This is a genomic window from Leifsonia sp. P73 (genome assembly GCF_051059105.1).
Classification (GTDB): Bacteria; Actinomycetota; Actinomycetes; order Actinomycetales; family Microbacteriaceae; genus Leifsonia.
The window spans coordinates 3,104,032-3,116,056 of the sequence record NZ_CP194931.1 but is presented as its reverse complement, the minus strand read 5'-3'; the positions used below and the strand labels follow the sequence as shown (position 1 = coordinate 3,116,056).

The 12,025-nt window shown below is 70.6% G+C and carries 18 protein-coding genes and 1 tRNA gene; 9 read left to right on the top strand and 10 right to left on the bottom strand.

Going from position 1 to position 12,025, the window contains the following annotated elements; genetic code table 11:
- Window positions 1-3: 3 nt before the first annotated feature.
- Both ACQ86L_RS16060 and ACQ86L_RS16055 read right to left on the bottom strand, forming a co-directional pair.
- Window positions 4-1,167 (bottom strand): 4-hydroxybenzoate 3-monooxygenase, encoded by a 1,164-nt coding sequence (locus tag ACQ86L_RS16060; RefSeq protein ID WP_434316309.1) that lies wholly within the window; start codon window positions 1,165-1,167, stop codon window positions 4-6.
- Window positions 1,168-1,269: 102 nt separating this feature from the next.
- A complete protein-coding gene (locus ACQ86L_RS16055) occupies window positions 1,270-2,040 on the bottom strand; it encodes an IclR family transcriptional regulator (protein ID WP_434316308.1) in 771 nt (256 codons plus the stop codon).
- Window positions 2,041-2,122: 82 nt separating this feature from the next.
- On the opposite strand from ACQ86L_RS16055, the gene ACQ86L_RS16050 reads away from it, so the two are divergent.
- The 3 genes from ACQ86L_RS16050 to ACQ86L_RS16040 are packed head-to-tail and all read left to right on the top strand — an operon-like array spanning window position 2,123 to window position 3,310.
- Entirely contained in the window at window positions 2,123-2,500 is a 378-nt protein-coding gene (locus ACQ86L_RS16050) for a VOC family protein (protein WP_434316307.1), read from the top strand.
- 1 nt (window position 2,501) lies between these two features.
- Entirely contained in the window at window positions 2,502-2,876 is a 375-nt protein-coding gene (locus ACQ86L_RS16045) for an ArsR/SmtB family transcription factor (protein ID WP_434316306.1), read from the top strand.
- Entirely contained in the window at window positions 2,873-3,310 is a 438-nt protein-coding gene (locus tag ACQ86L_RS16040) for an SRPBCC family protein (protein WP_434316305.1), read from the top strand. Before ACQ86L_RS16045 ends, ACQ86L_RS16040 begins: the two co-directional genes overlap by 4 nt.
- Before the next feature lie 24 nt (window positions 3,311-3,334).
- On the opposite strand, the gene ACQ86L_RS16035 is transcribed toward ACQ86L_RS16040, so the two are convergent.
- The 5 genes from ACQ86L_RS16035 to ACQ86L_RS16015 form a co-directional block, all read right to left on the bottom strand.
- On the bottom strand, window positions 3,335-4,555 hold the full coding sequence (locus tag ACQ86L_RS16035; protein ID WP_434316304.1) for an AAA family ATPase: 1,221 nt from the start codon (window positions 4,553-4,555) through the stop codon (window positions 3,335-3,337).
- A gap of 79 nt (window positions 4,556-4,634) precedes the next feature.
- Window positions 4,635-4,937 carry a dihydrofolate reductase family protein gene (locus ACQ86L_RS16030; RefSeq protein ID WP_434316303.1) on the bottom strand — a complete coding sequence of 101 codons (303 nt, stop codon included), beginning with the start codon at window positions 4,935-4,937 and terminating at the stop codon, window positions 4,635-4,637.
- Window positions 4,934-5,230: a hypothetical protein gene (locus ACQ86L_RS16025; RefSeq protein WP_434316302.1), complete on the bottom strand. Its 297-nt coding sequence runs from the start codon at window positions 5,228-5,230 to the stop codon at window positions 4,934-4,936. Before ACQ86L_RS16025 ends, ACQ86L_RS16030 begins: the two co-directional genes overlap by 4 nt.
- An 81-nt stretch (window positions 5,231-5,311) precedes the next feature.
- A complete protein-coding gene (locus ACQ86L_RS16020) occupies window positions 5,312-5,572 on the bottom strand; it encodes a type II toxin-antitoxin system RelE family toxin (RefSeq protein WP_434316301.1) in 261 nt (86 codons plus the stop codon).
- Entirely contained in the window at window positions 5,569-5,832 is a 264-nt protein-coding gene (locus tag ACQ86L_RS16015; protein ID WP_370055891.1) for a type II toxin-antitoxin system Phd/YefM family antitoxin, read from the bottom strand. Before ACQ86L_RS16015 ends, ACQ86L_RS16020 begins: the two co-directional genes overlap by 4 nt.
- Window positions 5,833-5,977: 145 nt before the next feature.
- On the opposite strand from ACQ86L_RS16015, the gene ACQ86L_RS16010 reads away from it, so the two are divergent.
- The 4 genes from ACQ86L_RS16010 (at window position 5,978) to ACQ86L_RS15995 (ending at window position 8,491) form a co-directional block, all read left to right on the top strand.
- Entirely contained in the window at window positions 5,978-6,418 is a 441-nt protein-coding gene (locus ACQ86L_RS16010) for a hypothetical protein (RefSeq protein WP_434316300.1), read from the top strand.
- 9 nt (window positions 6,419-6,427) lie between these two features.
- Window positions 6,428-7,543, top strand: coding sequence for a sensor histidine kinase (locus ACQ86L_RS16005; protein WP_434316299.1), 1,116 nt, complete (start codon window positions 6,428-6,430; stop codon window positions 7,541-7,543).
- The gene (locus ACQ86L_RS16000) at window positions 7,540-8,172 is read left to right on the top strand and encodes a response regulator (RefSeq protein WP_434316298.1); all 633 of its coding nucleotides are present in this window, start codon (window positions 7,540-7,542) and stop codon (window positions 8,170-8,172) included. The genes ACQ86L_RS16005 and ACQ86L_RS16000 overlap by 4 nt, the downstream gene beginning before the upstream one ends.
- 64 nt (window positions 8,173-8,236) lie before the next feature.
- Complete coding sequence (locus tag ACQ86L_RS15995) at window positions 8,237-8,491, top strand: hypothetical protein (RefSeq protein ID WP_434316297.1); 255 nt, start codon at window positions 8,237-8,239, stop codon at window positions 8,489-8,491.
- Window positions 8,492-8,512: 21 nt separating this feature from the next.
- Here the strand turns inward: ACQ86L_RS15995 and ACQ86L_RS15990 are convergent, their stop codons facing one another.
- The 3 genes from ACQ86L_RS15990 to ACQ86L_RS15980 all read right to left on the bottom strand — a co-directional run bounded on the left by ACQ86L_RS15990 (window position 8,513) and on the right by ACQ86L_RS15980 (window position 10,778).
- The gene (locus ACQ86L_RS15990; RefSeq protein ID WP_382458338.1) at window positions 8,513-8,878 is read right to left on the bottom strand and encodes a hypothetical protein; all 366 of its coding nucleotides are present in this window, start codon (window positions 8,876-8,878) and stop codon (window positions 8,513-8,515) included.
- Window positions 8,879-9,438: 560 nt separating this feature from the next.
- Window positions 9,439-10,446 carry a quinone oxidoreductase family protein gene (locus ACQ86L_RS15985; RefSeq protein WP_434316296.1) on the bottom strand — a complete coding sequence of 336 codons (1,008 nt, stop codon included), beginning with the start codon at window positions 10,444-10,446 and terminating at the stop codon, window positions 9,439-9,441.
- Between the two features lie 38 nt (window positions 10,447-10,484).
- Complete coding sequence (locus ACQ86L_RS15980; RefSeq protein WP_434316295.1) at window positions 10,485-10,778, bottom strand: GNAT family N-acetyltransferase; 294 nt, start codon at window positions 10,776-10,778, stop codon at window positions 10,485-10,487.
- A 172-nt stretch (window positions 10,779-10,950) separates the two neighbouring features.
- Here ACQ86L_RS15980 and ACQ86L_RS15975 point away from each other — a divergent pair, with 172 nt between their 5' ends.
- Both ACQ86L_RS15975 and ACQ86L_RS15970 read left to right on the top strand, forming a co-directional pair.
- Complete coding sequence (locus tag ACQ86L_RS15975; RefSeq protein WP_434316294.1) at window positions 10,951-11,730, top strand: dienelactone hydrolase family protein; 780 nt, start codon at window positions 10,951-10,953, stop codon at window positions 11,728-11,730.
- Window positions 11,731-11,800: 70 nt separating this feature from the next.
- Window positions 11,801-11,873 (top strand) — tRNA-Arg (locus tag ACQ86L_RS15970).
- Window positions 11,874-12,025: the final 152 nt, after the last annotated feature.

Here is a 12,025-nt window from a genome sequence, read left to right as displayed (position 1 = left end):
ACCTCAGAAGGGGAGGCCCGCGTACTGCTCGGCGAGGGCCGCCTGCGCATGACGCGATCCGGTGGTGTACTCCAGCTGACCGAGCTGGCTGCGGTAACGGAAGGCGCGGGCCGCCTCGTCGGGGACCTCCCGGTGGACGTGCAGCATCTCCGTCATCCACTGGGAGAACTGCTGCACCTTCCACTGCCGGGTGAGGGCGGCGCCGCTGTAGCGCTTGAGGAGGGTGTCGTCGCCGCCGAAGTGCGCGGCGAGCGAACGGCCGAGCAGGGCGACGTCGGCGATGGCCGAGTTGAGGCCCTTCGCGCCGGTCGGCGGGACGATGTGACCGGCGTCGCCGGCGAGGAACAGCCGGCCGTGCTCCAGCGTGGAGGCCACGAAGCTGCGCATCGGCGTGATGGACTTCTCGGTGATCGTCCCCTCCCGCAGCGTCCAGCCGGGGACGCCGAGGCGGGTCTGCAGCGCCTCCCAGATCCGCTCGTCCGACCAGTCGTCGACCGACTCGCCCGGGTCGACCTGGAGGTAGAGCCGGGAGACCTCCAGCGAGCGCATCGAGTGCATCGCGAAGCCGTCCGGGTGCAGCGCGTAGATGAGGTCGTCGGTGGAGGGCGCGACGTCGGCGAGGATGCCGAGCCAGGCGTAGGGGTAGCTGCGCTCCAGTGCCTGGATGCCCGGGATGGCCGGGCGGCAGACGCCGTGGTACCCGTCGGCGCCGACGACGATGTCGCAGTCGATGCGCTCGGCGTCGCCGATGGTGACGTACGGCGCGTCCGTGTCGACGGCGTGCGGCGCGACGCCCTCCACCTCGAACCGGACGTCGGACCCGACGCGGTCGTGCTCGGCGAGCAGGTGGCGCACGAGCGCCTGCTGGCCGTACACGGTGACGGTACGGCCGATGAGGTCGACGAAGTCGAGGTGATGGCGCTCGCCCTCGTACTGGAGGTAGATGCCGTGGTGCGTCAGCCCGCGAGCTGCGAGGTCGGCGTCGAGTCCGAGGTCACGCAGCACGTCGACGGAGCCCTGCTCCAGGACGCCGGCGCGCACCCGACCGAGCACGTACTCCCGGCTCTTCTGCTCGAGGATCACGAAATCGACCCCCGCTCTCCGGAGGATGTGCCCGAGCAGGAGTCCAGCGGGCCCGGCCCCGATGATGGCGACCTGGGTGCGCATAGTTCCGCCTTTCGCTTCGGTGGGAAGGTCGTCCCATCCTGGGCGAACCCGGCAGGCGTCTGACCGCAGTTTCCACTGAGCGGAAGAGATTCCTCCCGAGGATCACCCCTGCGGTTGCTCGTAGTCGAGCCCGAGAACCCCGGAGATGCCGCGCGCGGCCATCCGGACGCCGAGCGTGAACTGCGGCTCGGCCTCCCGCTCGGCGTGGGCGATGATCGAGACCGCGGCCACGACCTCGCCCGTGGCGTCCCGCACCGGCGCGGCGACGGAGAACGCGCCCTGCGTGAGCTCCTCGACCGAGTGCGAGACCCCGGTCGCGCGGATGCCGGCCAGTCGCGCGCGCAGCTCCTTCTCGCCGGTGAGCGTGTTGGGCTGGAACTTGCGCGGGTGGTCGGCGAGCACCTCCGCGAGCGTGCCCTCCGGCGCGTACGCGAGCAGCACCAGCCCGACGCCGGTGGCGTGCAGCGGGAGCCGCGACCCGACGTCGCTGATGACGCGCACGGCGCCGGGGCCGGACAGCCGCTCCAGGTAGACCGCGCCCAGGCCGTCGCGCACGGCGAGATGGACGTGCTCGCCCGTGGACTCCAGGAGGTCGTCGAGGTAGGGCCGGGCGGCCTGCCTGAGGCGGCGCGCGGTCGGCTGCCTGACACCCAGCCGCCAGAGCTTGATGCCCACCCGGTAGCGGCCGTCCTCCCCGCGGACCAGACCGCCCCACGAGACCCACTCGGCCAGGAGCCGGTGCGTGGTCGACACCGGGAGGCCGGCGCGGCGGGCGATCTCGCTGAGGGTCAGCTCGTCGCCGCGCTCGAAGGCGTCGGCGATCGCGAAGACACGTTCCGCAACGCTGCGGTCGTCCTGAGCTCCACCGGCCATGCGGTCAGCTTAGGACCGGCGCCACGGGCCCATCGGCGGCCGCGGTTTGATATGTAGGTTTTTTCCTACCTATACTCGTCGCATGACCACCGCCATCCCCGCCGTCCGCATCCAGACCGTCACCATCCCCGTCGCCGACCAGGAGCGCTCCCTGGCCTTCTACCGCGACGTGCTCGGCTTCGAGGTGCGCGCCGACGCCGCGTACGGCGGCGCCCGCTGGCTCTCGGTCGCCCCGGAGGGCAGCAGCGTCGACTTCACCCTGCACCTTCCCTTCCCGGGCCAGGCCGGCCCGGGCTGGCAGCACGGCGTCGTGCTGCACACGGACGACATCGCGGGCGTGGTCGCCGCCCTCCGCGCCGCCTCGGTGGAGGTCAGCGAGCCGGAGCAGGTCGGCTGGGGCGTGCAGTCCCAGTTCGCCGACCCCGACGGCAACGGCTTCGTGCTCCTCCAGCAGGGCTGACGTGCCGACCCGCGCGAAGGACTCGGCGGCCGACCGCCTCTTCGGCGCGCTCGCGAACCCCACCCGGCGCGACATCCTCGACCTCCTCCTCGACGGCGAGCTCAGCGCAGGGGACATCGCGGCCCGGTTCGCGATGAGCCGGCCGTCGGTGTCCGAGCATCTGCGGGCGCTCCGAGACGCCGGCCTGGTGGCCGAGCGGACCGCCGGGCGGCAGGTGTTCTACGCGCTGACCGCCGAGCCCTGGACGGAGCTGCGCGACTGGCTGGCGCCGCACGAGCGGTTCTGGCGCGGGCGGATGCGCCGCCTCCACGCGACCCTCGACGCGCTGGCGGACGCGACCGCCGACACCATCCCTGACGAAAGCGAACAGCCATGACCGACCTGACCACTTTCGAGTTCGACGAGTTCCTCCCCCACCCGCCCGCGACGGTCTGGCGGGTGCTGAGCGAGCCCGACCTCCTCGCCGACTGGCTGATGCCCCACGACGGGTTCGCGCCGTTCGTCGGCACGCGGTTCGCGTTCACCACCGAGCCGGTGCCGCAGACCGGGTTCTCGGGCCTCGTGGACTGCGAGGTGCTGGAGGTCGAGCCGGGGCGGCGCCTGCGGATGTCGTGGGCCAGCGCGGGAACGGCGCTGAAGACGGTCGTCACCTGGGAGCTGGTCCCGGAGGGCGACGGCACGCGCCTCCTGCTCACCCAGTCGGGCTTCGACCTCGACGACCCCGCTCAGGCGCGTGCGTTCCAGATCATGAACGGCGGCTGGCGGTCGCACGTGTTCCGCCGGATGACGGCGGCGCTCGACGCGCTGTGAGACCGTGCTGGTAGGACGTGCTGCTCAGGCGTCCTTTTTGCGCCGCCTCCGCTGGATCTCCGGTACGACCAGCTCAGGGACCGCGCGGATCATGAACTTGTCGAAGTCCGGAACCGTGAAGGCTGCGTAACCATGGTCTGGCGTGTAGAGCAGCCCCATGTCGATGAGCTCCGCTCGGGTCGGAGCGACTTGCGTCGATTCGCGCCCCATGATTCGAGCCACGTCGGAGGCCTTCTGCGGCTCCGGACCCAGTTCCGCCATCGCTCGCATGTATGCCGTCTGCAGGGTGGTCGCACGATCCAGCCGCACCCGGAAGAAAGAACTGTCCAGCTTGTCCTCGTACGCCTCTTGCGCGGCCTCGACGTCTGTCCGAGTGATGCGGTCCTCGGTCGCGACCTCCCACACTTGATAGCCGAGCTCCTGGATGAAGTAGGGGTAGCCCTGCGTGATGCTCACTGCGAGCCGGACGGCATCCTCGTCGAACTCAACGCCTTCCGTCGACGCCGGCTCGGTGAGCGCCTTTCGCGCGTCGTCATTCGAGAGCGAATCGATCTTCGGGAACGTGAACAGTCGCTCTGCATATGACTTCGCGTCACCGGCGAGTTCCGCGATCTGCGGAAGACCCGCTCCCACGAAGGTGATCGGGAGTTTACGTTGCACGGTCTTGTGAACTGCTTGAATGAGCGCCTCCAACTGCGAGGCCTTCAAGAACTGAACCTCATCGACCAGCAAGGCCAGCCCGCGGCCCTGTTCCTCGGCCGCCTCGCCCAGTGCTACGAAGACGTCGGTGAGATCCATTCCCAGGTCTCCATGATCGGCCAGCCCCTCAGCGGGCGGGATGTCCCAGGAGACCGTGAAGCCGTCCTGGGTGGCCGTCAGTGCGAACGCGCTGAGCACCTCGGCCGCCCTCCTGCCTCTGTCCGTCCAGCGCGCCCGCGGCGAGAGCCGAAGCAATGCTGCGCGCAACTGCGAGAACATCGTCCGTCGGAATCGATCATCGTCGTGCTTACTCGCCTCGACCTCCACGACCTCCCATCGCTCGCGTCGTGCGATATCGACGAACTCGTTCAGGAGCACGGTCTTACCCACGCCTCGCAATCCGGTGACGATCATCGACTGTCCCGTTCTCCCTCGCGAAAGCCGAGTGAGAAGAATCGTGAACGCTAGGGTCTGCTCGTCCCGACCGACGATGCTCTCGGGCGAGGCTCCGGCATTCGGCGTATACGGATTGCGAAGGCTGTCCATGTGGGGACATTACTAGGTTTAGATAGGTTTATTGAAATCCAATAAAGTATCCTAAAATCCAAATAGGAGGATGCCGTTATCAGGCCTCCATCGCGCGACGGTAGACGTTGATCACGATCCCGGAGGCCGTCGAGCGCGACTCCACGAGCGCGAAGCGGGTGTACGGGAAGCCGTCTCCGAACAGCTTCTTGCCGACGCCGAGCACGAGCGGGTGCACCAGCAGCCGGTACTCGTCGATCTGGTCGTGCTCGGCGAGCGTACGGATCAGTTCAGTGCTGCCCCACACCCGGATCTCGCCGCCCGGCTCGCCGCGCAGCCGTTCGACGGCGCCCACCACGTCCGGGCCGAGCAGGTAGGAGTTCGTCCAGCCGACCTCCGTCAACGAACGGGAGGCGACGTACTTGGGGATGCGGTTGTACCGCCGGGTGAGCTCCCCTGGAAACCCTCGGCGTCCTCCGGCCAGACTCCCCACGAGCCCGCGAAGAGCTCGTACGTCCTGCGGCCGAGCAGCAGCGCCTCGGTCCTCTTCTCCCACTCGGCGACGGTGCCGTCGTCGTCGTAGTCGAACTGCCAGCCGCCGTGCTGGAAACCTCCCTCCGTGTCCTCCTCGGGGCCGCCGGGCCCCTGGACGACGCCGTCGAGGGTGACGAACGACTGGACCACGATCGAAGACATGCGGCTCCTCCTTGTCGGTGAGGCTGTCGTACCCCGTCTACACCCCGGGGCGGGTGGAGGCAACAGGGGGCGTCGAGCGGATCAGTGCGCGTAGACGCTGCGGCGATGCCCGACGCGGAAGACGGTCACCCGGACCGTGTCGTCGACGACCTCGTAGAGGACGCGGTAGTCGCCTACCCGCAGCCGCCAGGCGTCGGTGAACCCGACGAGCCGGCGCGCCCCGCCGGGCCGCGGGTCGGTCTCGAGCCGGGTGACGGCCGCGAGCACGCGGTTTCGTGCCGTGGGGTCGAGCTTTCGGAGCTCCCGGGCCGAGGCCGCGGTGAACTCGACGGTGTACGTCACCCGTCGAACTCGGCCCGGAGGTCGCTGAGCGAGATGCGCTCGCCGGTGTCGGCGCGCTTGGCGGCGCGGAGCTCGCGGCGGTCGCGCTCCAGTTCGAGCTGCTCCAGCAGTTCGAGGTCTTCGACGCTGATCATCACGGCGGCGAGCTTGCCGTGCCGGGTGATCCCCAGCCGCTCGTGACCGTACTCGGCGCGACCGACGACGGCCGCGAGGTCCTGGCGGAGGTCGCGTGCGCTGATCGAAGCATCGAGAAGGGCCATGCGCACAGCCTAGCCGATCTCCGCGTACATAGTTGCAATTATATGCATTGCGTACTTTTTGTACCTTTTCTCGACCAACCGTTCGATGAGCGCGGGCAACCGTTCGGTCGATCCGAGCCCGGCGCCTCCCGACGAGGCTGGACTCATGACCGAGACCACCACCTCCCCCGCCGCCGCGCTCGCCACGGCCCGCCGCGCCGCTCTCCGCCCGGTGCTCGTCCTCCTGGGCTGCTTCGTCGCGATCAGCGCCGCTCTGCTCGGCTTCCTCGCAGTGCTCGCGGCCGTCGGCATCGGCGCGGACATCGCCATCTGGATCCGCGGCTCGTTCGTGCTGGCGAGCGGCGTGCTGCTGCTCCTCTTCGCCGTCTCCGCGGCCCGCGGCTCCCGCAACGCACTGCTGCGGCTGCGGATCGTCTCGCCGATCGTGCTGGCCGCGATCGTCGTCATCGTATCCATCCCCGGCTTCCTGCCGGACTGGGTGCGACTTGAACAGGCCGTTTGCGGCGCGCTCGTCCTTCCGGTCGTGATCATCGTCAACCGGCCTCGGACACGAGCGCTGTTCCCTGCGAAAGCGGCGAACGCGTAGGGTCTGAACGTGATCGATTCGCGCTGGAGGACTGTCCTCACGGTCACGCCGTACGTCGTCCTGGCGGTGCTGGTCGCCTTCACGCTCGGGGTGCGGTGGGGCGACTGGGCGGCACTCGCGCCGACGCTCGTCCTGTCCGCGGTGACGGCGGCGTGGATCATCGTCATGCGGCGGCTGCCGGCCCGGGTCCGCGAGCGGCCGCTCGTCGTCGCCGTGTTCATGACCGGGCTCATCGCGCTCAACCTGGCGCTGGTGCTCCAGGAGAGCTGGTTCGGGTTCCTCACGATCGCCACCTTCACCTTCGCGTACTCGATCGTGCCGTGGCCGTGGGAGCTGCTCGCAGTCGGCGCGACCGCCGTCGTCGCCGGGCTCGCACAGAGCTCCTCGCTGGAATTCGACCTGGCCGGGATCGTCGGGATGACGGGGATCCTGCTGCTCAACGTCGTCGCCATGTGCGGGCTGTCCTGGTCGCTCCGGCTCGCCGAGCGCCAGGTGAACCTGACCGCGACGGAGGTGGAGCGGTCACGGCTCGCGCGCGAGATCCACGACACGCTCGCCCAGGGCTTCGCGGGGATCGTGACCCAGTTGCAGGCGGCGGAGCAGGCGCCGGACGACGCCGGCCGCACGCGTCACACGGACGCCGCCCTCGCTCTCGCCCGCGACGGTCTCGCCGAAGCGCGCCGCTCGGTCCGCGCCCTCCGGCCCGCGGCCCTCGACACGATGCGACTGCCGGAGGCGATCGGGCAGCTCGCGCGCACCTGGTCCGAGCGCACCGGCATCCCGGCCGACGTCACAACGACCGGCGACGCGAGCGCGCTGTCCACCGACGTGGAGGTCGCGTTGCTGCGGACCGCGCAGGAGGCGCTCGCCAACGTCGAGCGGCACGCCGGGGCGCACCGCGTACGGCTGACGCTCCGGACGGACGGCACCGGAACCCGGCTGGAGGTCCGCGACGATGGCCGCGGATTCGACCCGGCCACGCGGACGGTCGGCCCCGGCCGAGCGGAGGACGGCGGCTACGGCCTCGTCGCCATGCGCGAGCGCATCGAGTCGGTGGCGGGCGGCCTGGTGGTGGAGTCGCGGCCGGGCCACGGGACGGCGGTCCGCGCGGAGGTGCCCGCGTGAGCGCGCCCGTGCGCCTGCTGGTCGTCGACGACCATCCCGTCGTCCGCGACGGCATCGTCGGCATGGTGGCTTCCGACCCGGACGTGGAGGTCGTGGGCGAGGCGTCCGACGGAGCCGAGGCGGTCCGGCTCGCCCGGGCGCTCCTCCCGGACGTCGTGCTCATGGATCTGCGGATGCGCGGCATGGACGGCGTCGCCGCGATCCGCGAGCTGACCCGGCTCGGCCTGCGGTGCCGGGTGGTGGTCCTCACGACCTTCGACGGCGACTCGGATGTGCTGCCCGCGATCGAGGCCGGCGCGACCGGCTACCTGCTCAAGGACGCGCCGCGGGAGGACCTGCTGCGCGCGATCCGCGCCGCGGCGGTGGGAGACGCCGTGCTCGCGCCGTCCGTCGCGTCCCGGCTGGTCGGCCGGGTGCGGACGCCGGAGGCGAACCTGCTGTCGCCGCGCGAACTGGAGGTGCTGGCGCTCGTCGCCGACGGCGCGACGAACCGCGTCGCCGGGGAACGCCTGCACCTCAGCGAGGCGACCGTGAAGACGCACCTGCTCAGCATCTACGGGAAACTCGGGGTCGGCGACCGGGCCGCGGCCGTGGCGGAAGGGTTCCGGCGGGGGCTGCTCGACCTGTAGGTCGGTGCCGGATCTTGGCCTGCAGGGGTTCTGCCGTCGCGCCGAAACGAGTAGGACGGAAGGCATGGACATCGTGCTTGCTGTCCTCGAGCGCGGCGACATCGCGTACGAGATCGAGTTCGAGCGCACGAGCGAGCCCCCGTTCGAGCTGCGCGTGCCCTCCCACATCGGGGGCGCGGCGGTGGTCGACGTCTTCGACCTGGTCGACGCGAGTGAGTGGCCCGTGCTGCTGCGCTACGCGTTCTCGGAGTGCGTGCCGGCCGTCATGGGCACGCCGGACGACCTCAACGCGGAGGACCTGGGCGAGGTCGACCTCTGAGCGAGGCCGGGAGGTCCCGGCTCAGAACAGGAACAACTGCCCCATCACCAGCACGAGGATGAGGAACACGACGACCACCCCGCCGATGATGACGAGCGTCCGCCCCGACATCCTCGCGATCCCGAACCCCACGATGAAGGGCAGTGCCAGGCAGCCGATCGCGATGATCCACCAGAACGCCTGGAAGCCGGCCTGCGACGCGGACGCCAGCCGCTCCCCGAACAGCTTCTGCGTCGCCGGATGCGTGGCGAAGGCGATGCTCGCCGACAACGGGTACGCGATGAGGACGGCGGTGATCAGTCCGGCGAACGCACCCCACATCCCGCGATGGGCACCGAGGTGCAGCGTCTCCTCCTGATGCGGCGCCTGCCTGCTCTTCGTGCTCATGGCGCACATGATAGCCAGCGGGTCGGCCCGCGGGACAGCCCCGTCCTGGTGCGCGTGCGCGGCCCCGCGCGCCGCGCCGTAACAGGGTCAACTGTACGGTCTATTCTGCGGTTACCCTGGAGGAGTCACCGGCGCAGCGCACGCAGTTAGGGGCGTCACGGACGCGCCGGGGTCTTACCCGAATGTCGTGTGGGAGTGGGGGAATCCGCTCCCATACGGCCGGGTCAGTCCTCCCGGACGTCGTGGTTCACCCACGCGATGCCGAGCGTAATCCCGAGCATTTCCGGGCCGAGTTTAGGGAATCCTCGATCTCAATCTCGAAGCGACCGCCGTCGAGGGGCTTCGCCGAAATGATGCGCGCGTCGTCAGTGTCGATCCGGACACGGATCTCGTCACCCTCGTTCCATGCGGGATGGACCGCGCCAGCTAGGACGAAACTGCGTGGCCCGACGGGCAGATCTGACGGAATGGCGATGTGAGCCCCGGAGGGTCGATGTTCATCGTTGCCTGATGCAGCCTCATGGCGAGCAACGTACCGAGCTTTCCATGTCGCAGCCAGGTCACCGTGCGCGACGACCACTGCTGTCCGCAACTTCACATCCCCAACACGACCGTGCGGCCCACCCCCGCGCATCCGCAGCCCGATGGGCCGCCCACACCGCGTCGAACGCGATCACCTCCGGCTCGAACGCCCGCAGCCGCCCCTCTGCCACATCCGCGAGCAGCCCCGTCAGCATCCGCCGGTACTCCGGCCGCTTTCGCAGCACCCAGAACGGCACCGAGCACACGATCTCCCTCGGGTGCCCGAACCGCCGCAGCACGGCCTCCGCCGACCCGCGCACGGCGTCGTCACGCTCGTGGCCCGCGCGCCCAGCGAACGCCGTGCGGACGACGACGCCGGACAGGGCTACCGCCTCGCGGACCAGCGGCGAACCGGTGTGGTCGATCGCGGCGTCCGCTCCGCCTCCGGTCTGCTCGCGGACCGACGCGGGCCAGTGGGGGTCTCGGTAGTCGACGAGGGTCACGTCCGCAGCGGACAGGCCGGGCGGTGGCGTCGTCCCGGTCCCGAGCACCGTCCGGCCGTCGCGCAGCGCTAGCTGGGCGGCGAGGGAGCCGACAGCTCCCGTCACGCCCTGGATGAGGACGCTTCGCGCAGGCCCGGCGTAGCGGAGGGCGAGTGCGGCGGTCACGCCGTTGAGCGGGAGGACGGCGGCGGCCTCCGAGGTCAGCGCGTCAGGGACGGCGACCAGGAACGTCGGCGACACCACGAGCCGGGTCGCGTGGGCGCCCATCCGCGGGAGCACCCCGGCGACGCGCGCGCCGGTGCGGAGGCCGAGTGCCGCCGACACCGCGGACTCCGTCTCCAGCACGCCGACGAAGTCGTAGCCGGGGACGAAGCCCGGGACCGGCTGGAGCACGTAGCCTCCGCGCCGGGCCAGCACGTCCGTGGACCCGAGCGCCGCGTGCGTGACGCGGACGAGGACCTCGTTGCCGCGCGGCCGGCGCAGCGTCTCGTGGGCGAGCGCGATCGCGGACGGGTCGCCGAAGCGGACCACGCGTGCCGCCATGCGTTCCACGGGACGCTCCGGTTGGCTTCCCATCGCCGTCAGCCGGCGCGGCTCTGCAGCAGCCCCGCGCGCTCGGGGTGCGCGTCGAACCAGTCCGCCACGTACCAGCACATCGGCACGATCCTCCGGTCGGAGGTGCGCTCGATGTCGTCGACGGCGTAGGCGACCAGGTCGGCGGCGTAGCCGTGGCCGCGCTGCGCGGGGACCGTGAACGCCCGGGTCAGCGAGATGGACGAGCCGAGGACGCTGTAGTCGAGGACGCCGACGAGCTCGCCGTCGATCCGCATGGCGTAGCGGCGCGCGTCGGTCTCGTTGCTGAACTCCGTGGACATGCGCCCATCGTACGTCCGTCGCGCCTCCCCGTCAGGAGAGGTATCGTGAACGAGGTGGGACCCGAACCCGCACCCTCGGACTCCCGCGTGCACTCCGCGATGCAGCCACAGCAGGCCAGCCGCGTGCGACGACCGTCGCCCGCGTCGCGCACCCGAACCTGGAGCCGCACCCGTGCCGACCGACACTCCGTCGCCCGCCCTGTCCCCTGCCCACCAGGCCCTGCTCGAACAGGTCCCGATCGGCGAGCACTCCGTGATCGACGCGGAGGTGGTCCCGTACGAGCACGAGGGCCTCCCGCTGGAGGGCTACCTCGCCAGGGACGTGCAGGCCGACGACCGCCGCCCGGCCGTGCTGATCCTCCACGACTGGCACGGCGTCGGCGACAACGTGCGGATGCGCGCGCAGATGCTGGCCCGCCGCGGCTACGTCGCGTTCGCCGCGGACCTGTACGGCGCCGACGTGCGGCCCAGCGGCGAGGAGGCGTCGGCGGTCGCCGGGCAGTACTACCGCGACCTCCCGCTGTTGCGCTCGCGCGTCGCGGCCGGCTTCAGCTGGCTGCAGCAGCACCCCGCCGTCGACCCGGCCCGGCTCGCGGTCATCGGCTACTGCTTCGGCGGGACGGCCGCCCTGGAGTTCGCCCGCACGGGGGCGCCGGCCCGCGGCGTGGTGTCGTTCCACGGCGGCCTGATCGCCCACGACCCGTCCGACGCGGCGGCGATCGCGGCCTCCCTCCTCGTCCTGAACGGAGGCGCGGACCCGGTCGTCCCCGACACCGCGGTCGCCGCGTTCCAGGACGAGCTGCGTGCCGCCCCGCACGTCGACTGGCAGCTCACCACGTACTCGGGAGCGCCGCACGCGTTCACCCTCCCGGGAGGCGACCGCTACCGTCCGCTGGCCGACGCGCGGAGCTGGCGGGCGCTGGCGTGCTTCCTGGACGAGGTGTTCGCCTGAGCTGATTGGCGGTCTGCGAGGCGGTCATGTAAGCTCTAACAGGCCCGCGCGGAGAACGCGGCTGGGTCATGCGCCACTAGCTCAACGGATAGAGCATCTGACTACGGATCAGAAGGTTGGGGGTTCGAATCCCTCGTGGCGCACACTGGTTGAGACAGTAGAGAAAGCCCCGGCGGAGAGCCGGGGCTTTTTCGTTGGGTCGAACGGCGTGGGCGACGGACGACTTCCGCGAGAAGTTGCGCTCTCAGCGCTGCGTCGGTTAAGTGGGCGGGCCGCCGGCCGTTGTCGCCAGTCG